Below are 18,416 nucleotides of genomic sequence, written 5' to 3'. Positions count from 1 at the left end.
AAATGAATATCAGTGACCTTGATGATAAGTACGGACAATATGGCTTCATTAAATCGGATTTAGAATATTTGTTAGGTTTTTATTTAAACAGTGATGTAAAACCCTTACCAGATTATTTATATCCATACAAAACTCGGTTTGGCATTACTATAAAAGAATCTGCTAATATTATGGCAGGTTTTAAGCCAATGGATAATGTTACGGTAGTCGATAAAGCTGAATTATTCCATGCTTATTTAGATTCTCTTTGGGATGCTGTAGATAACGGATTACTCAATGCAACCAAGATTGAAGAAGAATACTATAACGACGAAAAATATAGAGTAAATGCCATCCTAATAAAAGATGAAGTAACTATATGGGCTGAGAAAAATAATATTCAGTGGCCTTTTGGTGTGGAAGAGCGTAGTGGAGGTGGAGAAAAAACAAAAGAAAGTACTGATGATATTATCAAAAGATTAATGGCTGAAAATGAAAAATTGAAAAATGAAATATCAGAAGTTCGGGAGCTGCTGCCTATTCTACTTAAAACATATCGTGATGATGATCCTCTTACACTAGAAATTGAAATTCGGAGAGAAAATTGAATTAATTATGATCCTGATAATGATAGGGCAACGAGAGATAATCAAGAGGCAATAGTGCATTATCTTGAAACAAAAGGATTTACAAACCGTCAGGCTAGTTCTATTGAAATGGTCGCTTGCCCGATAAAACGATGATACGACTTTTCTAAGTATCTATTCTAATACCGCTATACTTGCCATTTTATAACTGTTAAAAGTTGGCACATTGCAAGACTGATGTAGCGGTGCCTAAGAGTGAGAGCCACTCTCCATTGTCTTATAAGTATTGGCCAAAAGTGTCTCACTATTCGGAACAGCTATTTAGTTACCCTCAGGGGAAGATTGCGAACGTCTTTCGGATATCACTTGAACAATGTAACAATTAAATTAAATAACAATGAGTTATGGTGATCGCGATGGAGGGTTGTTCGTTTTTTATACATTCGCTTATCATGTGAACATCCATTCTTTAACCCTAACCCTCAGGGTGATTTCGCAATAAAAACCATTACCCTTAGGGTATATTAATTCTGAGCATTAGGGTCGTAAAACACAAAAATAAAGTAATTTACCATTCACCCTTAGGGTTCTTTTTTCTTAAAGATCCCTCAGGAATGAGGGTATGGAAATAAAGAATTTTTTTGTGCAATGATTATCTCACAAATAACAAATATTACGAGGTAAACATGTCTCAAACACTTATACGTCTACCAGAAGTCCAGCACCGTACCGGTTTCGGTAAGGCATGGATTTACCGCTTAATCAGCCAAGACCGTTTCCCATCTCCCGTAAAGACTGGCTTACGTTCAATTGCTTTTATTGAGAGCGAGGTAGACGAGTGGATTAAGGAGCGCATTATTGAGTCTCGTGGGGAGTGCAACTAATAGGCAAACACGGGGTGTGCGTTTTTGCGTGCTTTTGCGCGCGCTTTCTTTGAACATTGGAAATGTAAGAACAATACATATATTTAACTGAGAATGACCAATCATGAAAAAATTAACTGTCTTAGCTGGCAGCGGACGGACTCAACCTGAAGCCAGCCAAGGAAAGAACTATCCTCTGCCTAGCTCACTGAGCTTAATATTTAGCTCAACCAATGTGACGGCCTCGGATAGCTCCGAGGTCACTGTATCGATGACCTCGGAGGATTCAGCGGGTTACGCCAATTTGAGTTCGCCAAAACGGGCGAGCGCAAAATATCGTCAGCACCAGACCCCCATGCCGGAGGTCACTGTGACCTCTTGCAATGCAATCAATGTGTTAGCTCCAGCGTCTTTGGGGGTATGCCCAGATAACCTACTGAATATCAAGGCTGAATCGGAGTTTGTCCAGGCAGCAGATATTGCTCAAACTTTGTGCGTTACTATCGGTAACTCGCAAAATCAGCAGAGGTTGGGGTCTTTAAGACCCCGACATGTTCAAAAGAATGATTTTCGTACTTTAGAAGATGTGCAGGTAACGGGAGAAAAGAAGGGCAGCATTCGCAGTGCTACCCTTCGGCATGGTGGGGAAGTAAGTCAGCTTTGGCCCTCTTGCGCAACCGGCGTTTGATCTCGCCACGCATGGAAGTAACTATAAAACCGGCGCTACTTTCTTGCTCGTCCTTAAGAGAGTCCATCTGCTCTACTACTTCATGGGGAACCCTTACGGTAAAAAGCTGTGACTTAGCGTTTTTATTTCCTGTTGCCATCACTTACTCTCTGTTGTTTCGGTGTGTTTCAGTATACGCAAAAAAACCTAGAGAAAAAGTCTTGACGTGTGTATCACCTATGCGTAATGTGATACACACCTTAATTCTGATAAGGTCTAAGAATAGCGGGGCCCAGAAGGATTGCACTCCATTCCGGGCCTCTAACCACAATGTAACAGAGGCTTACACTATGGCATTTCTACATAGTACCCAAACTCGCCCCAAATTTACAGATACATATTGGATCGTCCCGTGTTACGAGACGACGCCTTACGGCAAAGTGTCGTTCACACGTCAAGATCGCTGTATCTTCATCGCCATGTTCAAAGACAGCCGCCTGATATGTGCTGGGCGTCAACCTGTTGGCTCAACCACGTATGGAAAACATACGAGGTCGCAAAAGGAGGGCGTTAAACATACGATGTTGCATGAAGGCATAGAGGAAATCTTTACCCCCAAAGGTATGGTCAACATCACCCCACCTTCAACCATAACGAACATCGTTACAGTTCAGGGGGTGGCACATGCGTGAAGAAATCACATTAGAGCCGATTGACGCCTTAATCAAAATTGAGGCATTAGCCGCTGCCGCTGCGCACCTTACCGATGATGAATATGAACGCGCATTAGGTAATGAAGTTATAGGTGTCATTGAATCGACCGCCAAGAAAGCGTAGGAGGTGGCTCATGTCTAATTACGTCGCCATCCAGAACACCGCCATGCCGGTAGTCGAGTACCAAGGTAAGCGAGTGGTCACCTTCGCCATGATTGATAAGGCGCATGGACGTCCGAAGGGCACCGCCGGGCGTTATTTCCGCCGTCATCGTGAACGTTTCATCGAAGGGAGCCACTTTTTTGAGCTATCTTCCGGACTAATAGTCCGCAACATACCTACAGACCTTTTCCCGAAGAAGAGTCCCAAGGGATGCTCATCACCGAGATGGGATACCTGTTGTTGGTTAAGCCATTTCAGGATGATTTAGCATGGGAAATTCAAGAGGAGCTGGTTACCGTCTACTTCCGCCGCAACACCCTGGGCGAACTCCGTCACGTCGAGATACCCAGTCTCGAAGAGTTAAGCCAATAGGTGCGATCAGGCAAAACGATCAAAGGAGGAACTTCGATCGTTATTAACAACTAGGGTATATAAAGACAGAGGGAGTATTCTGGTTGGGTGAAGAAATTTATATTTCCGATGTCGAATATCGCCAATATGCAATATAGATAATTCATCTACCGTTGGACAGGAGAAAATATGCCTAGACTAAGTCTTAGTGATACCCTGAATGAGTCCTACGGCCGGTTAGTTCAGGTGCTTAGAACTCATGATGGTGATGTATCATAGTATCGCTAATTAATATTAGCGAGTTAATGGGAGTTGTTATTGACGCAGGTTCATCATTTCCTCCTGAATCTTCGCTTAACACTATCAAATTGATTATGCAGATAAACAAGCTATCTGAGTATGTTGAAGCCAAAACGAAAGAGGATGCTCTAAGCACTAGCCATTAACACAGAAAGGCAAATTAATGACTTTAAATGATGCGGAATAACCGCAGGGCATCCCCTTAACCAAATGCAGGATTCTATATGAGTAATTTATATTACGAAGAGGCTAACCACGCCGTAGAGATGGAAAAGCAACGCTATTACAAAGTGGCTGAATACGCATAGAAGCGGGCGGCGCAATATGCCAAAAACCCTAAAAACAAGGCATATGCTTTAGGGCGAGCGTTACTAAACAGTAAACGTCATTCGCTGGACGAACGTTATTGGCTGTTGAAGCTGGAAAGTCAGCGATTACATGCCGAGCAAAAACAAAAGAAAGCTATCGCATAAGCTCTGCAAGCTCATCTTTGCGAGGAGAACGCCTCATGAACGGTTGGACACGCCTTGCCGAGACCGCTGAGAGGCTGGAGTGCAGAGGGCTTTACCGTCGGGCTGTGCCGCTGTCACCCTCACATGAAAAGCAGGATATCTGTATTAACGCCATCAAGCGTTGCTCCGGGCATAAAGGGTATTAATGAATCAGGAGTCATACCAATGAATCTCGATGAAATGAGTGAAAAAGAACTGGTAGAATTTATCAGGAAAAGCGGTGTTGAGATGCCTCAGTGGTTGCTCGACATGAAGCCAGGAGAAAAACATCGCCAATTGACACGCGAACAGCAATTGGAATTCGCAGAAATTCACTGCATCCAGCTAAGGGCTTGTGCTGCGCTCTACTATATCGATGAATGTATTAAACGCTTTGGCCGTGGCCCGGACGGACAACTGATTTTTTGCCATGAGAATACGGTGGTGGAAATCAACAAGCCGGTGATTGAAAAACTGCTCAAGGTACAGATTGAAGACGTCCTGATAGATGAGATGCCCGAGGATAAATATATCTCCGTCATGAGGTTTTATAAGTGGGATGAAATTAACCGCAAGCGTAGCTCGTCGCCCTGGCTGGTTGAATTTATCGACGAGGTGTTAATCGCCTGCGCGGAAGAAATGCTGAATTCATTTATCGACACACCTAAATCTAAACAAATTCATTAAGGAAAGAATCATGACCCAGATTATTCTTATCAAGAATACCCAACTGCCCGTTATCGAGTATCAGGGCCAGCGTGTGATTACAACCGAGCTGTTGGCTCAGGGGTATGGTGCTGAGGTGAAAAGCATTCATATGAATTTCACACGTAACAAATCACGTTTTGAAGAAACTAAGCATTATTTTCTGCTTCAAGGTGAGGAACTTAAGGCGTTTATCAACTAACCCACTAATTGTGGGTTAGTTGATAAACGCTCTCCGAGCTTGGTTCTTTGGACTGAGCGCGGGGCCTCCCGTCACGCCAAGATGCTGGAGACTGACCAGGCGTGGGAATGGTATGAGGCGCTGGAAAATAACTACTTCCGCTTACGCGAACAAAAATCCCCCGTCGAACTTGGCCTGCCGAACTTCCTTGACCCGGCAGAAGCGGCGATCGCATGGGGCCAAGAGCGCAAGACTGTGCAACTGATTTCCTTCGAGCGTGACCAGGCAATTCGCACCAAAGCCGAGATCGGCAGCCGCCGTGAAGCAACCGCGATGTCAACGGCTTCAGTAGCGGTGCGTGAGCGCAACAAGTTGGCGGCCCGTCTGGGCGAATGCACCCGTCACGCAACGGTGCAGGCAGTGATGAATAAAACCGGCAAGGAATACCCGTGGCGTCCACTCCGTAAATGGTGTGCCGACCATGATGTCGCGGTTATCCACGTTCCTGATGCCCGCTACGGCTCCGTTAACTCATGGCCCGCTGAAGCGTGGATTACCGTTCACGGTATCAATCTGCCTGAACTGTTTGGTGAGGTGGCACATGCGTAACGCTCCTATCCCTCTAGATACCGCAGCATACCGGGCAAGCGTCGCCTGTTCGCTGTACGAGGTCATTCTTGATAAGGCTAATGATGAGAAATCTTCACCTGTGCTCATCGATTTAATCAGTCTGGCTTGCGACATCAACTTTGAGGTCAGCCGCTCACTGGAAGCGCTGATGGAGGGAGACGATCATGACTGATATCTACCACCAACTGACCCGTCACGACTTTTGCCAGATGGATACGGACAGCCTGACGGAGGTCCGCAATCAGTACAGCGACGCCTTCGACGGCATTATGGCGGCTCCACGAGCGATGGGCAGCATGGCCTTTTGGGCACGCAGTAGTGATGAATACAGTGATGAACAGGCTTTTGAGGATTATCAAGCGGTAGCTGAATCATTGATGTACCTTCCGCGCATTGCTGAAGCCTTCAAATTTAATGCTATCGACGCAGATTTTGAACTTCGTTGCCGCGAAGGTTTTCCAGTCTCACACCACACTCAAACTATAACCCAAATAAAAACGGAGGACGCCGCATGAGCCGCTATCACGTCGAGAATACCCCGGACGGCATCAAGATATCTCAGCATACCGCCGAGCGCCTGTACGTGCTGTAGACCTCATCCCCTACGCTGACATCATGCCCCTCCTTGACGCTGGAGAGTGGGATGAAGACACAGATTTGGCACTGACCATCGCCGTTAAGTGGGGGGAGTCGGGTTACGACTATACCAACGAGGATACGCTACTGATGTGGCGCTGGCTGATTGCCTACGCCTTCAACCGTGAGCAACGTGAGGCAAACGGCACCGTTACCGTTGAATGGCGTCCGGGTGAGTTCAAGGAATGTGCGGTTTATCAGGGCGAATATGGCGCAGAGCAAGGAACGATAAACGCTGTCCAGTTCTATGCCGCCATGCGTGGTGAAAATGCGGCCTTTCCGAGATGGGACGCGAGGTGCTATCCGAGTTGCATGATGGCTTCATTCAGCAAATTCACGGCTCCGGGATGCCGGAAGTACCGACTGCACATTAAGGGGGAAAATATGGCACTGGAAACAAAAGACTTCCGTCTTAATTTTCTGGCTAACCAGTACTCTGCCGCTATGTATGCCGCGATACAAAAAGAGAACAGCGGTGACTGGTTTACCGTGAACGCCGGTGAGCAGGACATCCGTGTCGACATTATCGGCGGGATATCCGGGGTGCGTGACCTGATAGACGCTTATGGGCTGGAAGCCATGAAGCTGAATTACCCGCAGTGGGAATCCTTGGCAATCGCACTGCTTACCAAATCCTTGAAGGGGAAACGACTGACAAAGGCCGGGCGGGAAATATGGCAAAGCATGGTCAACGACATGGGTGCGACCGTTATCGCGAGGGGGACATAATGCCCTCTTTTGTCGATGAAGTCCGTGCCAAGGCCAACGGCCATTGGGAGCCAATCCTGGAGCGCCTCGGCATATCGACCAACCGCAAGGGTAGCCGAAGAGATGTCTATACCGCTGCCGGAGAAGCAGCCAGCCAAAGAGAAGCCTCTGCGCCCGATAGCTGAGCGTGTGGCGGCATTACTCAAGACCACCCATATAGGCGAGTCCGTCTATCTCAACAATAAGGGGCTGCAAGGCCCCCACCCGTTGCTCAAGGATGGTTCGCTACTGCTGGTACTCCGCACGATGGCGGGTACGGTCACCGGCGCTCAGACCATACGGCCTACTGGAGAAAATCGCCTGCTCGCGGGCACGAAAAAGAAAGCGGCCTTTATTCCCGTTGGCGATATCCCCGAGAACCCCGATAGCGTGGTGATTGCCGAGGGCTATGCCACGGCATTGAGTCTGGCTGTGTGCGGCGCTGAGGTAATACTGGCAGCCATTGATGCGGGCAATCTGCTCTCTGTCGCTCATGCCGTGCGGGAGAGCTGGCCGCAAACGCCCATCATCATAGCCGGAGATAACGATGTGACCCCGGAGGGCAAGAACGTCGGTAAACGTGCCGCCGAGGAAGCCGCACGTGCCGCTTCTTGCCTGTTTGCCGTGCCGCCAACTGACCATAAGGCCGACTGGAACGATTACCGCCAGCAGAACGGCGTAGAGGCGCTACAGAGGGTTTTTATGTTAAGTGCCGTAGAGCCGGAAATGCCCGTGGCAGAGGAAGTCGTGCCAATTGAGGAAAATATAGTGTCATCAACAAAATTAACCGTCATTGAAGGTGGGAAAAAAGAGAAAAAAGCGACTGACCCGTTGAAGCCCCGGATTGAGAGCCGTGAGGAGGGCGTGTATTGGGTCGAGCCGAAAATGGATAAAGATACCGGTGAAATAGTTAACAAGGAGCAATGGTTGTGCTCCGCTATCAACGTTATCGGTAAGGGCGAGGATGAAAAAGAGCGTTACTTGATTCTGGAGTGGAGCAAAGGTAAGAAAAAAACAGTTACACGAAAGGCAATACGGGCCGCCGACATTGGCGAGCGTGAAGGATGGCGCATGCTAAAGGCGGGCGGCGTTGACGTAACAACGAAATCAGGATTGCGGGCAACGCTGGGCGACTGGCTGCAACGTTCAGCAGGAAAAGAGATGTGGAGCATAACCCCGCGCTCTGGCTGGCATAAAGGGGCCTATATCATGCCCGATGGGTCAATCATCGGTGAGCCAGAACAGCCGATTATGTTTAACGGAGGAACCGCAGCCGCAGAAGCCTACAGCGTTGAAGGAACGGCGGAAAGCTGACGTGAGAATGTGGCGCGTCTGGCTGAGGGGAATCCGTTCCAGATGCTAACCGTTGGTGTGGCCCTTGCCGCTCCCATGCTGCCACTCGTGGGCGCTGATGGTTTCGGCGTTCATCTCTACGCACAGTCTACCGCCGGTAAGACGACCGCTGAGGATTTAGCCGCCAGCTTGTACGGTGAGCCGGAGCGCCAGCGGCTAACGTGGTACGGCACAGCGCTTGGTGTGGCAAACGAGGCGGAGGCGCATAACCAAGGACTACTATCGCTCGATGAGGTGGACCAGGGAGCCGCACCCAAACATGTGTACACCGCCGCCTATACACTGTTCAACGGTAAGGGGAAATTGCAGGGTTCCCCGGAAGGTGGTAACCGTGTACAAAAATACTGGAAAACCGCCGTGATAAGTACCGGAGAGCGTGATCTGGAAACCTACCTGAAAAGTGCAGGTATTAAGGTTAACGCCGGGCAATTGGTGCGTTTGCTCAATATCCCGGTCACACGTCCGACCCAGTTACACGGGCATGAAAGTGGTAAGGCACATGCGGATGCGTTGAAAGAAGCGTGGAAGCAGAATCACGGGGCGGCGGGCCGTGAGTGGATCCAATACCTCTCGACCCGTAAGCAAGAAGCCATCGAGGCGTACCAAAAGGCCAAACGCCGCTGGATATCACTTATCCCGGAAAGCTATGGTGAACGGGTGCATCGTGTGACCGACCGTTTCGCCGTCATAGAAGCCGCAGGATTGCCGCGATGCATTACAGCATATTTTTAATATTTGGGTGGTCACCTTTGGTACGGGCAATAAAGAGATTGAGCAAATAAAGCAGCAGGTAGAGGCATTTCTAAATAATTACGGATTTAGTCGTTACCTGCCTTACCCCAATCCAGACCCTAGAGATCTTCCTGTACATAAGTTAGCTGGCTATCGTACTGGAAAGGCGTTTGAAGAGGGAGCGTCTTTTCGGTTCTACACATTCCCCAATGTCTTTGAGGAAGAGATTGCCAATGGATTCGAGTACAAAGAGTTTGCTCGGGTACTCGCAGAACTTGGCATGCTGGAAACGGGAGGGGATCGCTACAAGAAGAAAGCGTTTAATAAGATTGGTGGTAAACAACATGTTTTCTATGTGCTGATGTTTGGGCCAGAAGAACCAGACCAGCCAAAAGAATAATTCAAACACGCGCGAAAATGTGGAGATATTGACGGGTTATAATAGCGGATATCACATTAACTCATTGAAATATAATAAATAACATAACCCGTGAAATACTATATATAACCCGTAAATATCAATTTGTAATCCGTAGATTGGGTATTGTAACCCATGAAACTCCGTTTCTAATCCTTGAGTCACTTCCTGTAATTATATTAAGGCGAGATTGCTGTACGGGTTATTGGAGCAGATTTTACGGGTTACGATTTTCTGGTTAAAAAATAGCAATTTATTGATTATTAATGTAAATAAAAACTTAGCACCCTATGATACCCCGTTACCCCGTTACCCCGTTACCCCGTTACCCCGTTACCCCGTTACCCCGTTACCCCGTTACCCCGTTACCCCGTTACCCCGTTACCCCGTGTAACCCGTGGCTTCTTGTACTTTTTACAAAACGCGTTTAGCAAAGAGATGTTTATCTACCGTTGATGTTGACGCTTTAGCCCAATCACTGAAAAAGCTTCCTCTTTGGCTGGCTAACCAAGTGACAGGAGATGCAGAAACGAAAGATAGTACTAATAAGCAGATGCCAATAAGTGAAATATTTCAATAAACGACAAATTTGGAGATTGCCAAGATGAATGATAGCCATACCAAGATTGCGATAAAAACCATAACTCCTCTTTCTGCTGGATGGTGGGTGAAAGATACAGAATGCACGGATTCAGGTGCCACATACGAATATTATCACCCCGTAGCAGGCATGGCTCAATATATACATTATGGAGTCAATGTTATTTATCCTGTTTGTAACGGTGAAGTTGGATTAGAGGCAATGGCTAAGACACCACTTTTTATGCCGGCAGCAAAGTTCTATCCTCTCAACGAAACAGATTTTTGGGTGATTGAGCCGGTTCACCAAAAGTTGCTTTCAGATATTATATTTCAAGTCGAAGAATGGCCCGAAACACACCCATATGCGATGCAGCGTGAATATAGCTTTATCTATTGTGTTAAAAAAATGCTAAAGCGTGATAACAATGGATGGCAAAGAACAGATGATAAAATTCAATTGTGTGTGTCAGAATATTCTGCCGTAGACAAAGACATGGCGGTTATTCATCGTGATAGTTGGAAAGCTGAAAGAGAATGGCATAAAGAGAGGGGTTATCTGTAAGAAGTCAACATCGCCAGCCAAAGGAAAAGCCTCTTCCTTGGCTGGCCCCATGCCAAGGCATCGTTTACCAGACAGGCATTCTATGAACACAGGGGGTGCAAATGAACAAAGATAGTTACTACCGTAGTACGCGGATTGCAGTATTGGCACTGCCGTTATCGTATGCGCAGTGCTGCGAGGAAAGAGATTGCCCCCAATGCATTGGGTGATGGCGAGTGGCTAATTTATGCGCGTGAATCCTGGCTTGAAAAGAGGTTGGAAATTATTCATCCGCGAACACGTCAGGAAGCCATAGATGTACTAAAATGGTATATAGACTTTCCGCGCTTTGAGGACGAGAATGGTGATAACGTTTATCTTAATCTTATTGGTCAGTATCATAGGCCTTACTGGCCGTGCGTTATTATGAGATAATTAATCCATTAAAAAATACTGAATAGCTTGTCGCAAGCGTTGAATTGATTTGAGTTCAATGGTCTTCTTTTTGGTGTCGTCGAAAAATTATCATGGGAGGCGGCATGAGAGCACGACGGCGACTGACTGCCCGCGATATTCCGCTTATCCGAACGCTGCTGGCCTCCGGTATGCCAGTGGCGGAGGTAGCACGAAAATTCGAGGTTCGTAAGCAGAACATCTACAGCATTAAAAACAACAAGAGCTGGAGGGCGGTGGAATGAACATTGAGTGGGTGCGGGGCCGTATCAGATACGCGTTGGCGGATATTCGTCAAATCAGGAACGGGCAATTGGTCAATCTGGCGGAGCGGACGCGGGTAGAAACCTCACGCTTCAATCGTAACCCTCCGCGCTTTTTCTGCCATGCAAACGGTAGCACGATCAGGGTGCCATCGTCGCCGGTGAAAGCGAAGCAAACACGGGTGAAGGGTAAAGCTATTATTCCGATACATGAGTACGATTATTCTCTCGTGCCCTGGCGTCGTGCCATCGGCGGCCTGGATGAACCGCTACAGGCGTGGATCCGGTATTGCTATGGCGATTACCGGCACCACGCTGAACAGCTCAATGTGGTGCCTTACGTGTGGCAGAAGTTCATGGCGCAGCAACCGGGGCGTATATCCGGCAAGGTGAGGCAACGCTTACAAGGATTGGCGTTGCTTGCTGTGCAGGTGGTGGCACGGGAAATAGATGGTCGCCCGAAGCGTTATACCTACGCTGAGCTGGCGGATATGGTGGGCGTCAAAAAACAAAACTGGAATGAGGTCTATAAACACTATTGGCATGGATTAATAGAGGCTACCTTCTGTCTTGATTTAGCAGCGTTGAAATGTGTAGACAACGTCATGCTTTTACAAAAACCGGGAAGTCCTACTTGCAAAACTGTATTTTTCGGCTATAATTTGACTATAAATCTATATGATGTCTAAATTGTAGCTAAAGTTCGGATGCGTCAAATCCGGCTTCTCAAGGCCTCAACTCCCTCAGGTGGTTGGGGCTTTTGCTATTGACAGCTACTGATTGCTGAATAAAATTATTAGGTCGCACATCTGATTGTTGTCCAGTCCGTATCAGTTTTGCGCAGATGTGCGATAGGGCCTCGGCTAATGCCGGGGCTTTTGCTTTCTAAAGGTTTCAGCGCTGACTATCAGCTTTGCATTTTGGACAGAAGCGCGATAGAAACTCGCACAGCTCCGTGGTTTTATCATTGGAACCTAAAGAGTGAAGTAATGCACTGAATTCTGATTCCAGCTGTTCAAACTTTTTCAGGTAATCGGCAGGGCTTAGCTCCTCGGATAGTCTGCGAAGATATTCAAAAGCAAGTTGATGGGCTGTCGGTTTATTGTTCATGGCGATGTCCTTTTCGTTATGGGTAGGCAGTCTGATAAGTACTGGTAACTCAAGTTAAGCATAATTCGTGTTTGACGCATTTTTCAAGGCTACGCTCCGGCGTGGCCTTTTTTCTGACTGATAGCCATCCCGGACGCGGTGGCGCAATAACCCCAATAACTCCAATGGATAAATTTACTACCGGCTCTGCCTACAGCTGGGGCTTTGTCACGTGCTTGCTGGGCGCGTTGTCGCTTAATCAATGGGCATTGATTACCGGTATCGCATGCACCTTGGCCACCTTTTTGCTGAACTGGATTTACCGGCATAAGGAATACCGTTTCAGGACGAAACGCGACCCATGAATCCCGAGCTGCGTAACCGATTGATAAAAGGCACAGCAGGCGGTGTTATTGCATTAGCGACCGTGCTAATTCAATGGCACGAGAGCGTACACTACACTCCCTATCGGGATTCTGGCGGCGTATTGTCGGTCTGTTATGGACATACCGGTAGCGATATTGTCCCCGGTAAGCGCTATACCGTTGCTGAATGTCAAGCCCTGCTAGATAGCGACCTGAAAGCCGCAATGTCCGTCGTTGACGCCAATGTTACCGTACCACTGACTGAGAGCCAAAGAGCGGCGTTAGCCTCGTTCGTCTACAACGTGGGGAACGGGGCGTTTGCGCGCTCTACGCTACTGAAAAAGCTGAACGCCGGAGACATGGCCGGTGCCTGTGATGAGATGCGGCGCTGGAAATATGTTGGCGGCAAAGTATCGAAGGGACTGGTCAATCGGCGTTACGCCTGAGCGCTGTGCTCGTCTGCCTGTACCTACCAGTGTTGTTAACCGGCTGCGGGCGCACGCAGACCAGATACCTGCCCATCCCGCCCGCGCTGATACCGGCCACACTGCTCGATGATTGTCCAGCGCCAGTTATCCCGGAGCGCATGATCTGGGGCGGCAGCGTGATACTCAACGAGAAGCTGCTGCTGGCATTGGAGATGTGCAATCAGGATAAAGCGGCGCTGAGGCAGATTGAGGCAATGCGAAAATGACCGAACCCCGCATCTACGGCTCGCGTTGGGATAAAGCCCGTCGTGCCTTTCTGGCCCGCCATCCGCTGTGCATGATGTGCCAGCAGCAGGGTAAGACGGTGGCGGCGACCGTGGTTGACCATATCACCCCGCACAAGCTGAAGGCGGCGTTGCAGTCGGGTAATACTGTGGCTATAGCGCAGGTACAGGGATTGTTCTGGGAGCGGCGCAACTGGCAGCCGTTATGTACGCTGCACCATAACGCCACCAAGCAACGCATGGAGAAGCGCGGCGGGGGAATGGGGTGTGACCTTCAGGGTATGCCTTTGGATGGAAATCAGTACTGGCCGCGATAAGGTTTATTTAAAAATAAAGTGTTCGTATGAGATTTTATTTATGAGTTTCATTTCTTGATAGAGTTAAATAATAAATTTTTCTGCGGAAACTTCAAATAAAATAACGGCAGGGGAGGGGTAAAACTCCAAATGAATTAAGCGAATTGGCCGCCTCCTGCCCTTTATTTTAACGCTAACCCGATTTTTTGTTTTTTTAGGTCGTCTTATTATGGCAGATAAACGCACTCGCTCAGACAGCTCAACGGCAGCGCTGAAGGCCATGAAAAATGCGTGCGAGGATACTCTCATGCCCCTACAGCATGCGGGCTTGGAGAAAAAAGCCGAACCATTCTGGCATGACAACATTCGCTCAAAATCACTGGACAGCTGGACGCCAGCGGACCTCCTGGCGGCGGTAGAACTGGCGAATAATCAGCAACTGGCAGGGGGTGGGCTTTGTTGAGGTAGTGCCTGAGACGATGCGCGCTGGCGACATTATCATGATGCAGGTATCGGCCCCGGTCACCAATCACGCTGCCGTCTATCTCGGGGATAACCTTATGCTTCACCATCTGTTTGGCAAACTGTCGGCGCGAACGCCGTATGGCCGCTATTACCGCGACAGGACGGTGCGCATCGTGCGCCACAAGGAGCGTTTACATGCTGAGAACCATTAAACTTAAGGGGGCGCTGGGCAAACGCTTTGGTCGCACCCATCGTTACCATGTTGCTGATGTGAAAGAGGCACTCCGGGCGCTTTGTGTCACGCTGCCCGGCTTTGAAAACACTATGAGTAACGCCCACCATGACGGTATTCGTTTTGCCTTTTTTAACGGCACGGAAAATATTGGCATTGAGCAGTTTGAGATGAGCAAGGGTGACCGGGATATCGTTATTATGCCGGTGATTGAAGGGGCCAAACCCGGAGGTTTTTTACAGGTGGTGTTAGGTGCCGCCGCGCTGGCCGGGGCCTTTTTTACCGCAGGAACCTCGCTGGCGCTGTTCGGCGTGGCGGCATCAACCCTGCTGACTGGCCTCGGGACCTCGATGCTGCTGGGCGGGGTGGTAAAGCTGATGACGCCGCAGCCCAATTACGGCGTCGGGAAATCATCGAGTGCCGACAATAAACCCAACTATGCTTTTGGCGCGCCTGTCAACACGGTGGCGATGGACTACCCGGTGCCGGTGTTGTACGGCCAGCGGGAAATCGGCGGTGCGGTCATCAGCGCCGGTGTTTTTGCCAGCGACCAGCAGTAGGTAAACCATGCAACTGCTTAAAAACGCGACAATAATTCAGGGGGCCAAAGGCGGTGGCGGTGGCGGTCATACGCCGACGGAGCAGAGCACCCGCTGTCGGTGTCGAAGCTTAAAATGCTGCTGGCGCTCTCTGAATGTGAAATCCAGGGCGAGCTAACCGCACAAAATATCTTTCTCAACAATACCCCGCTGGCGAATGATGATGGGTCGTATAATTTTACCGGCGTCGTCTGGGAATACCGCAAGGGCACACAAGATAAGGACTACATTCAGGGCATGCCGGAGGTGGATAACGAGGTGGCGGTAGGCATCGCCGTCAAAACGTCGTCGCCGTGGGTGCATGCCTTCAGTGACCTGAATCTGGACGCGGTGCGCATCAAGCATTGATAGCGACCGCCTGGCGATACGCTACTATCGGGTGACCTCGGTCAGCGCCAATGACGACGGCACTTTTAGCATTGCTGGGTACAGCATGATCTGAACAAATACCGCTACATCGATGACGGGGTAAGCATTACGCCACTGCCGGTCACGGTGACGCCCTCAAGCGTGATGCCTGCGCCACAGTCTATCGTGATAACGGAAACAGACCATATTGTTCAGGGGATAACGGTCGCTACCCTCCAGACGTCGTGGGAGAAGGTGGACGGGGCCATCAACTACCTCGCCCAGTGGCGTCGGGATAAGGGCGACTGGGTGAATGTGGGCGAAACCAGTGCACAGGGTTTTAGTGTGCAGGGTATTTACGCCGGGGGATATGATGTGCGCGTACGCGCCGTCAATGCCGCCGAGGTCTCTTCACCCTGGGGGCATGCGCCCTCGACCACCTCGGACGGCCAGAATCCGTTACTGCTGGCCAATGTGCCCTATCCGGCGGTCAATTATCAGCATGGCCCGCTGCCTGCCGGTGTCAGCCGCTGGTACCGGGCAAGACTGGTGGACCGCATTGGCAACAAGGGCGACTGGACGCCGTGGGTCAGGGGCGAATCCTCGTCCGATGCGTCGGAAATTCTCGGCAATATCACCGAAGGCTTTTTGACGGCGGAGGATGGTGCACGTCTGACCGAGGAAATCAATACAGTCACTGACGCCGTCGCTGAAGCAGCATTAGCCAATAATGCGGATATGCAGCGCTGGCGTAGAGAAAACGGGCAACGTAAAGCCGAAATACTTGAAGTGCGCACCACGGTCGTCGATGAGGAAAGAGCTTTTGCCGAGTACCAGCAGCGGGTGCAGGCGGAATTCAAGAAAAACAAGGCGATGATAGACACCAGGGCAACGACCGTTTTTGACCATACGGGTTCCGGCAGCGCCCTATTTAGCGTAAAGGTCGGTGTCGATATAGACGGCACCTACTGCGATGCGGGGATGACGATAGCGGCCATCGCCGAGGTGGGGCAGCCGGTGATAACGCGCATTGGCTTTAATGCTAACCAGTTCGTTATCCTGAGTGGGCCGGGTGGCAAAAGCTATTCGCCTTTCTCGGTGATTAATGGGCAGGTGTTTATCAACGAGGCATTTATCAACTACGCGGGGATGACACTGGCCAAGGTGGGGTCATGGTACTCGGCGAATTATGTGCCGGGGCAGTCGGGGACCATTATGCGCAACGATGGCTCGTTTGAGCTCAATGGCCGACAGCAGGGTGGACGCATGGCCATTAACTCGGATTCGATATCGGTGTATGACGGCGGTGGAAATCTGAAAGTGCGATTGGGGAAATTAAATTAATGTCCGAATATGGCTTAAGTGTTTTTCATGCTGGCAAGCGTTTAAACCTGTCGCATGCCAGTCCGCTGACGTTTATCGATAGGATAGAAATGAAAAAAAAGAACGAAGTTCTGGGCAAGAAGTGGAATTTTCATGTGGCCAGCAGCGCATCAGTCGATTACTCAGACCGTTGTCCGCCCGGTAGCCAGCTGCTTTGCCTGTGTGAAACCGTTTTGGCTGATAGAAACGCCGCTTTCGCCTATACGGTTTTATATCGATATTCAGGACAGGACGGTAAGACTCCGTAATGAGGTCATACGCAAAGGTGATTTACTCCTTGATAAGCCGGGTAATATTTATGTGTTTGCGCTCTACCCCACGGTTTCGGCTTTTGATGGTTATGGGATCGGTATCTACGGTGCAGGTGCCTTTCCTTTGGTGGTCGATCCTAGTAAAGGGATGTTCATGACGTATAAGGCGGACATCACGTTTACCGGAAACATGAAAATCCCTGTGTCGAGGAATTCACTGGTGTTTTGCCACTACGATGCGGTTGGTGTCGGCGTTGAATATCATCCCGATACGCAGCAACTCTCCGGTTATCGATACGATGGTGGTGGCGTATCACAGGCAATAGCGATTAGAATGAAAATAGTGGCTTTTGATATAAAAGTACCGACCATGAGCGATTATGGCATTGCTATTTATGGTCGTGACGGAAAAGTGGCCTTTACGTCGAATGAGGTCCCGATGCTGGTCAGGGGATATGTCAATACGCCACCAGAGCGCAATGCCACTATTCAACTGGCACCAAGGCCCCATGATACCGGCATTCACATGGGGGATATGGCATAAGGAACGGCGGGGGTATAAAGCCAATGCCGGGATGAGCTCGGCAGGTATCAAAGGCATGCCCGGTCCCTTTTTGCACGATGCCAATAAACACAGGGATGATGGCACAACGATTATTTATGCCAATAAACCCTTTCCGGTATTATGGGCATCGGACTATTTTTAGAATTGATAGCTGACACCGAGATTAAAGCCGCTGGATTTCCAGTCGCCGCTACCCGAGCCTGCCCAGGCGGCATCAATAACCAGCCCTTTATAAACATTAAATTGCAAACCCAGCGCGTGCGCCAGCGAAGTGTTGCTGGATTTTTCGTTTCGGGAAACCTGCTTTGGCGGAATGCTGGTTTTATCCGTTTCGTATAGGGAATTTTCAACAGAGTGCAGGGCGACGCCGAGCAAACCAAAGGCACTGACCCATTCGTTAGCTCTGAGAGTCGGTCCAGCCAAGAGGGAGACATAATCGGTTTTGACCCTGTTGCTAAATCGCTTTTCTATTTTATTAGCGTCCTTTTTATTTTTGGCTTTTTCGCCGGATAGAAAATGATTGTCCATATCACCGACGGCATAGGTTATCGCCCCCATCACCCCCCAGGTATCGTCAAGCTTGTAGCGATAACGAATAAACATGCCCTGTGGCTGCTTGTCGCTATCGGCATGTTGGGCGAAGACGTTACCGGTTGTTTTTAAACGCGACTCATATTCGGCCTTATTGGCGGAGTAGGCCGCTTTGCTTGGGTCAGAGTTCATCTGGGCGTAGCCGATGGAAAGGGTCTGGTCACC

Annotated in this window: 27 protein-coding genes and 3 pseudogenes; 27 read left to right on the top strand and 3 right to left on the bottom strand. The window is 49.3% G+C overall.

Annotated features, from left to right (window positions below):
* The first annotated feature begins 2 nt into the window (after positions 1-2).
* From SGP1_RS24535 to SGP1_RS29970, 3 genes are all read left to right on the top strand, one after another.
* On the top strand, positions 3-587 hold the full coding sequence (locus SGP1_RS24535) for a hypothetical protein (protein ID WP_011411476.1): 585 nt from the start codon (positions 3-5) through the stop codon (positions 585-587).
* 665 nt (positions 588-1,252) lie between these two features.
* Positions 1,253-1,450 (top strand): helix-turn-helix transcriptional regulator, encoded by a 198-nt coding sequence (locus SGP1_RS27820; protein ID WP_041867598.1) that lies wholly within the window; start codon positions 1,253-1,255, stop codon positions 1,448-1,450.
* A 103-nt stretch (positions 1,451-1,553) separates the two neighbouring features.
* Positions 1,554-2,117, top strand: coding sequence for a hypothetical protein (locus SGP1_RS29970; RefSeq protein WP_148203533.1), 564 nt, complete (start codon positions 1,554-1,556; stop codon positions 2,115-2,117).
* Here SGP1_RS29970 and SGP1_RS35745 read toward each other — a convergent pair.
* On the bottom strand, positions 2,056-2,184 hold the full coding sequence (locus SGP1_RS35745) for a hypothetical protein (protein WP_341532868.1): 129 nt from the start codon (positions 2,182-2,184) through the stop codon (positions 2,056-2,058). The two genes, SGP1_RS29970 and SGP1_RS35745, sit on opposite strands and share 62 nt — an antisense overlap.
* A gap of 596 nt (positions 2,185-2,780) precedes the next feature.
* Here SGP1_RS35745 and SGP1_RS31510 point away from each other — a divergent pair.
* The 13 genes and pseudogenes from SGP1_RS31510 (at position 2,781) to SGP1_RS14910 (ending at position 12,044) form a co-directional block, all read left to right on the top strand.
* Positions 2,781-2,933: a hypothetical protein gene (locus tag SGP1_RS31510; protein WP_166506720.1), complete on the top strand. Its 153-nt coding sequence runs from the start codon at positions 2,781-2,783 to the stop codon at positions 2,931-2,933.
* 10 nt (positions 2,934-2,943) lie between these two features.
* Positions 2,944-3,240 (top strand): ORF6N domain-containing protein, encoded by a 297-nt coding sequence (locus SGP1_RS36605; RefSeq protein ID WP_083764838.1) that lies wholly within the window; start codon positions 2,944-2,946, stop codon positions 3,238-3,240.
* A complete protein-coding gene (locus tag SGP1_RS35230) occupies positions 3,210-3,344 on the top strand; it encodes a hypothetical protein (RefSeq protein WP_279379392.1) in 135 nt (44 codons plus the stop codon). Before SGP1_RS36605 ends, SGP1_RS35230 begins: the two co-directional genes overlap by 31 nt.
* Before the next feature lie 956 nt (positions 3,345-4,300).
* A complete protein-coding gene (locus SGP1_RS14955; protein ID WP_041867058.1) occupies positions 4,301-4,801 on the top strand; it encodes a hypothetical protein in 501 nt (166 codons plus the stop codon).
* Positions 4,802-4,811: 10 nt separating this feature from the next.
* Positions 4,812-5,021, top strand: a complete 210-nt coding sequence (locus SGP1_RS27810; RefSeq protein ID WP_011411474.1) for an ORF6N domain-containing protein — start codon at positions 4,812-4,814, stop codon at positions 5,019-5,021.
* Between the two features lie 39 nt (positions 5,022-5,060).
* The gene (locus tag SGP1_RS27805) at positions 5,061-5,609 is read left to right on the top strand and encodes an ORF6N domain-containing protein (RefSeq protein ID WP_158302410.1); all 549 of its coding nucleotides are present in this window, start codon (positions 5,061-5,063) and stop codon (positions 5,607-5,609) included.
* Positions 5,602-5,802, top strand: coding sequence for a hypothetical protein (locus SGP1_RS14940; protein WP_041867057.1), 201 nt, complete (start codon positions 5,602-5,604; stop codon positions 5,800-5,802). Before SGP1_RS27805 ends, SGP1_RS14940 begins: the two co-directional genes overlap by 8 nt.
* Complete coding sequence (locus SGP1_RS14935; protein WP_050747725.1) at positions 5,795-6,145, top strand: hypothetical protein; 351 nt, start codon at positions 5,795-5,797, stop codon at positions 6,143-6,145. Before SGP1_RS14940 ends, SGP1_RS14935 begins: the two co-directional genes overlap by 8 nt.
* Positions 6,146-6,656: 511 nt before the next feature.
* Positions 6,657-6,995 carry a hypothetical protein gene (locus tag SGP1_RS36600; protein ID WP_070108805.1) on the top strand — a complete coding sequence of 113 codons (339 nt, stop codon included), beginning with the start codon at positions 6,657-6,659 and terminating at the stop codon, positions 6,993-6,995.
* A pseudogene (locus SGP1_RS25770) lies at positions 6,995-9,498 on the top strand (DUF927 domain-containing protein). The gene SGP1_RS36600 and the pseudogene SGP1_RS25770 overlap by 1 nt, the downstream one beginning before the upstream one ends.
* A 622-nt stretch (positions 9,499-10,120) precedes the next feature.
* On the top strand, positions 10,121-10,660 hold the full coding sequence (locus tag SGP1_RS14920; protein ID WP_148203532.1) for a hypothetical protein: 540 nt from the start codon (positions 10,121-10,123) through the stop codon (positions 10,658-10,660).
* 518 nt (positions 10,661-11,178) lie between these two features.
* Positions 11,179-11,337 carry a hypothetical protein gene (locus SGP1_RS29960; RefSeq protein WP_158302409.1) on the top strand — a complete coding sequence of 53 codons (159 nt, stop codon included), beginning with the start codon at positions 11,179-11,181 and terminating at the stop codon, positions 11,335-11,337.
* On the top strand, positions 11,334-12,044 hold the full coding sequence (locus tag SGP1_RS14910; protein ID WP_011411471.1) for a bacteriophage antitermination protein Q: 711 nt from the start codon (positions 11,334-11,336) through the stop codon (positions 12,042-12,044). The genes SGP1_RS29960 and SGP1_RS14910 overlap by 4 nt, the downstream gene beginning before the upstream one ends.
* Before the next feature lie 205 nt (positions 12,045-12,249).
* Here the strand turns inward: SGP1_RS14910 and SGP1_RS27800 are convergent, their stop codons facing one another.
* Positions 12,250-12,465 (bottom strand): YdiH family protein, encoded by a 216-nt coding sequence (locus SGP1_RS27800; protein WP_083764826.1) that lies wholly within the window; start codon positions 12,463-12,465, stop codon positions 12,250-12,252.
* Between the two features lie 164 nt (positions 12,466-12,629).
* Between SGP1_RS27800 and SGP1_RS14905 the strand changes: the two genes are divergently transcribed.
* From SGP1_RS14905 to SGP1_RS14860, 11 genes and pseudogenes are all read left to right on the top strand, one after another.
* Positions 12,630-12,809 (top strand): phage holin family protein, encoded by a 180-nt coding sequence (locus SGP1_RS14905; protein WP_041867027.1) that lies wholly within the window; start codon positions 12,630-12,632, stop codon positions 12,807-12,809.
* Positions 12,806-13,255: a lysozyme gene (locus tag SGP1_RS14900; protein WP_011411470.1), complete on the top strand. Its 450-nt coding sequence runs from the start codon at positions 12,806-12,808 to the stop codon at positions 13,253-13,255. The genes SGP1_RS14905 and SGP1_RS14900 overlap by 4 nt, the downstream gene beginning before the upstream one ends.
* Positions 13,256-13,260: 5 nt before the next feature.
* A complete protein-coding gene (gene lysC, locus SGP1_RS31220) occupies positions 13,261-13,503 on the top strand; it encodes an Rz1-like lysis system protein LysC (RefSeq protein ID WP_162010784.1) in 243 nt (80 codons plus the stop codon).
* Positions 13,500-13,838, top strand: coding sequence for an HNH endonuclease signature motif containing protein (locus SGP1_RS14890; protein WP_011411469.1), 339 nt, complete (start codon positions 13,500-13,502; stop codon positions 13,836-13,838). The genes lysC and SGP1_RS14890 overlap by 4 nt, the downstream gene beginning before the upstream one ends.
* Before the next feature lie 208 nt (positions 13,839-14,046).
* Positions 14,047-14,280: a hypothetical protein gene (locus SGP1_RS14885; RefSeq protein WP_243466042.1), complete on the top strand. Its 234-nt coding sequence runs from the start codon at positions 14,047-14,049 to the stop codon at positions 14,278-14,280.
* Positions 14,255-14,494, top strand: a pseudogene (locus tag SGP1_RS14880) (NlpC/P60 family protein); the annotation flags it as partial. The gene SGP1_RS14885 and the pseudogene SGP1_RS14880, both read left to right, overlap by 26 nt.
* Positions 14,478-15,074 carry a tail assembly protein gene (locus SGP1_RS14875; RefSeq protein ID WP_011410950.1) on the top strand — a complete coding sequence of 199 codons (597 nt, stop codon included), beginning with the start codon at positions 14,478-14,480 and terminating at the stop codon, positions 15,072-15,074. The pseudogene SGP1_RS14880 and the gene SGP1_RS14875, both read left to right, overlap by 17 nt.
* 99 nt (positions 15,075-15,173) lie before the next feature.
* The gene (locus SGP1_RS33905; protein WP_243466041.1) at positions 15,174-15,461 is read left to right on the top strand and encodes a hypothetical protein; all 288 of its coding nucleotides are present in this window, start codon (positions 15,174-15,176) and stop codon (positions 15,459-15,461) included.
* Positions 15,454-16,127, top strand: a pseudogene (locus SGP1_RS36595) (host specificity protein); the annotation flags it as partial. The gene SGP1_RS33905 and the pseudogene SGP1_RS36595, both read left to right, overlap by 8 nt.
* 72 nt (positions 16,128-16,199) lie before the next feature.
* Positions 16,200-16,805, top strand: coding sequence for a phage tail tip fiber protein (locus SGP1_RS36590; protein ID WP_424141176.1), 606 nt, complete (start codon positions 16,200-16,202; stop codon positions 16,803-16,805).
* Between the two features lie 132 nt (positions 16,806-16,937).
* A complete protein-coding gene (locus SGP1_RS14860; RefSeq protein ID WP_011411063.1) occupies positions 16,938-17,639 on the top strand; it encodes a DUF6453 family protein in 702 nt (233 codons plus the stop codon).
* A 159-nt stretch (positions 17,640-17,798) separates the two neighbouring features.
* Here SGP1_RS14860 and SGP1_RS14855 read toward each other — a convergent pair whose 3' ends face one another.
* Positions 17,799-18,383 carry an Ail/Lom family outer membrane beta-barrel protein gene (locus SGP1_RS14855; RefSeq protein WP_041867053.1) on the bottom strand — a complete coding sequence of 195 codons (585 nt, stop codon included), beginning with the start codon at positions 18,381-18,383 and terminating at the stop codon, positions 17,799-17,801.
* Positions 18,384-18,416: the final 33 nt, after the last annotated feature.

Origin of the sequence: Sodalis glossinidius str. 'morsitans', assembly GCF_000010085.1 — a bacterium.
Classification (GTDB): domain Bacteria; phylum Pseudomonadota; class Gammaproteobacteria; order Enterobacterales; family Enterobacteriaceae; genus Sodalis; species Sodalis glossinidius.
Note: the sequence above shows the minus strand (reverse complement) of the source record. Positions and strands in the feature narration are given on the sequence as shown.

Bases quoted from the DNA above. Each gene is read 5' to 3' on its own strand.
- SGP1_RS24535 (WP_011411476.1), top strand. From the start codon at position 3: ATGAATATCAGTGACCTTGATGATAAGTACGGACAATATGGCTTCATT.
- SGP1_RS27820 (WP_041867598.1), top strand. From the start codon at position 1,253: ATGTCTCAAACACTTATACGTCTACCAGAAGTCCAGCACCGTACCGGT.
- SGP1_RS29970 (WP_148203533.1), top strand. From the start codon at position 1,554: ATGAAAAAATTAACTGTCTTAGCTGGCAGCGGACGGACTCAACCTGAA.
- SGP1_RS35745 (WP_341532868.1), bottom strand. From the start codon at position 2,184: ATGGACTCTCTTAAGGACGAGCAAGAAAGTAGCGCCGGTTTTATAGTT.
- SGP1_RS31510 (WP_166506720.1), top strand. From the start codon at position 2,781: ATGCGTGAAGAAATCACATTAGAGCCGATTGACGCCTTAATCAAAATT.
- SGP1_RS36605 (WP_083764838.1), top strand. From the start codon at position 2,944: ATGTCTAATTACGTCGCCATCCAGAACACCGCCATGCCGGTAGTCGAG.
- SGP1_RS14955 (WP_041867058.1), top strand. From the start codon at position 4,301: ATGAATCTCGATGAAATGAGTGAAAAAGAACTGGTAGAATTTATCAGG.
- SGP1_RS27810 (WP_011411474.1), top strand. From the start codon at position 4,812: ATGACCCAGATTATTCTTATCAAGAATACCCAACTGCCCGTTATCGAG.
- SGP1_RS14940 (WP_041867057.1), top strand. From the start codon at position 5,602: ATGCGTAACGCTCCTATCCCTCTAGATACCGCAGCATACCGGGCAAGC.
- SGP1_RS14935 (WP_050747725.1), top strand. From the start codon at position 5,795: ATGACTGATATCTACCACCAACTGACCCGTCACGACTTTTGCCAGATG.
- SGP1_RS14920 (WP_148203532.1), top strand. From the start codon at position 10,121: ATGAATGATAGCCATACCAAGATTGCGATAAAAACCATAACTCCTCTT.
- SGP1_RS29960 (WP_158302409.1), top strand. From the start codon at position 11,179: ATGAGAGCACGACGGCGACTGACTGCCCGCGATATTCCGCTTATCCGA.
- SGP1_RS14910 (WP_011411471.1), top strand. From the start codon at position 11,334: ATGAACATTGAGTGGGTGCGGGGCCGTATCAGATACGCGTTGGCGGAT.
- SGP1_RS27800 (WP_083764826.1), bottom strand. From the start codon at position 12,465: ATGAACAATAAACCGACAGCCCATCAACTTGCTTTTGAATATCTTCGC.
- SGP1_RS14905 (WP_041867027.1), top strand. From the start codon at position 12,630: ATGGATAAATTTACTACCGGCTCTGCCTACAGCTGGGGCTTTGTCACG.
- SGP1_RS14900 (WP_011411470.1), top strand. From the start codon at position 12,806: ATGAATCCCGAGCTGCGTAACCGATTGATAAAAGGCACAGCAGGCGGT.
- SGP1_RS14890 (WP_011411469.1), top strand. From the start codon at position 13,500: ATGACCGAACCCCGCATCTACGGCTCGCGTTGGGATAAAGCCCGTCGT.
- SGP1_RS14885 (WP_243466042.1), top strand. From the start codon at position 14,047: ATGGCAGATAAACGCACTCGCTCAGACAGCTCAACGGCAGCGCTGAAG.
- SGP1_RS14875 (WP_011410950.1), top strand. From the start codon at position 14,478: ATGCTGAGAACCATTAAACTTAAGGGGGCGCTGGGCAAACGCTTTGGT.
- SGP1_RS36590 (WP_424141176.1), top strand. From the start codon at position 16,200: ATGCAGCGCTGGCGTAGAGAAAACGGGCAACGTAAAGCCGAAATACTT.
- SGP1_RS14860 (WP_011411063.1), top strand. From the start codon at position 16,938: ATGTGGCCAGCAGCGCATCAGTCGATTACTCAGACCGTTGTCCGCCCG.
- SGP1_RS14855 (WP_041867053.1), bottom strand. From the start codon at position 18,383: ATGAACTCTGACCCAAGCAAAGCGGCCTACTCCGCCAATAAGGCCGAA.